Below are 818 nucleotides of genomic sequence, written 5' to 3' on the forward strand. Positions count from 1 at the left end.
CGCGACGTAATTGCAGTACCCGAAGTCCCGGCAGCGCTGGTCACATACGCAAGTATGACGCTTTGTAGTTGTTGAACTCCACCCGGGGCGGCAATTGAGGTCTGGCGCGTCGCGCTCGCGCCCGTCGCTCTCGACGGTTGGGGCCGGTGTGGTGCTCGTGGGACCATCGGCCCGTGGCTTCGTCATCGCACGCTTCGCCGTCCCCGGCCGCGCCGTCCGGCGCGCCGGCGCCGTCGTGGCCGCAGGTCCTGTCGCGTCTGACGGGCGGTGAGGACCTGTCCCGCGGGCAGGCCGCCTGGGCCATGGACCAGATCATGGCCGGCGACGCCAGCCCGGCCCAGATCGCGGCCTTCGCGGTGGCGATGCAGGTAAAGGTTCCCACCTCGGCCGAAGTCATCGAGCTGGCCGACGTCATGCTCGACCACGCGTTGCCGATGCCCGCCATCCGCGACGACACCGTCGACATCGTGGGAACCGGTGGTGACGGCGTCAACACCGTGAACCTGTCCACCATGGCGGCGATCGTCGCCGCGGCCGCCGGGGTGCCGGTGGTCAAACACGGCAACCGGGCGTCATCGTCGCTGTCCGGCGGCGCCGACACGCTCGAGGCGCTCGGCGTCCGGATCGACTTGGGGCCCGACGAGGTCGCGCGCAGCCTCGCCGAGGTGGGCATCGGGTTCTGCTTCGCGCCGCTGTTTCATCCGTCCTACCGGCACACCTCCGCGGTGCGCCGCGAGATCGGCGTGCCGACGGTGTTCAATCTCCTTGGGCCGCTTACCAATCCGGCGCGGCCGCGGGCGGGCTTGATCGGCTGCGCG

The 818-nt window shown here is 70.5% G+C and carries 1 protein-coding gene; it reads left to right on the plus strand.

What is annotated here, in order from left to right; translation table 11 throughout:
* Nucleotides 1-173 precede the first annotated feature (173 nt).
* Nucleotides 174-818 (plus strand): anthranilate phosphoribosyltransferase (gene trpD, locus A9W96_RS09805; RefSeq protein WP_067139355.1); only part of this gene is annotated, 645 nt, incomplete at its 3' end.

It is taken from the genome of Mycobacterium sp. 1245852.3, from assembly GCF_001669335.1.
GTDB lineage: Bacteria > Actinomycetota > Actinomycetes > Mycobacteriales > Mycobacteriaceae > Mycobacterium > Mycobacterium europaeum_A.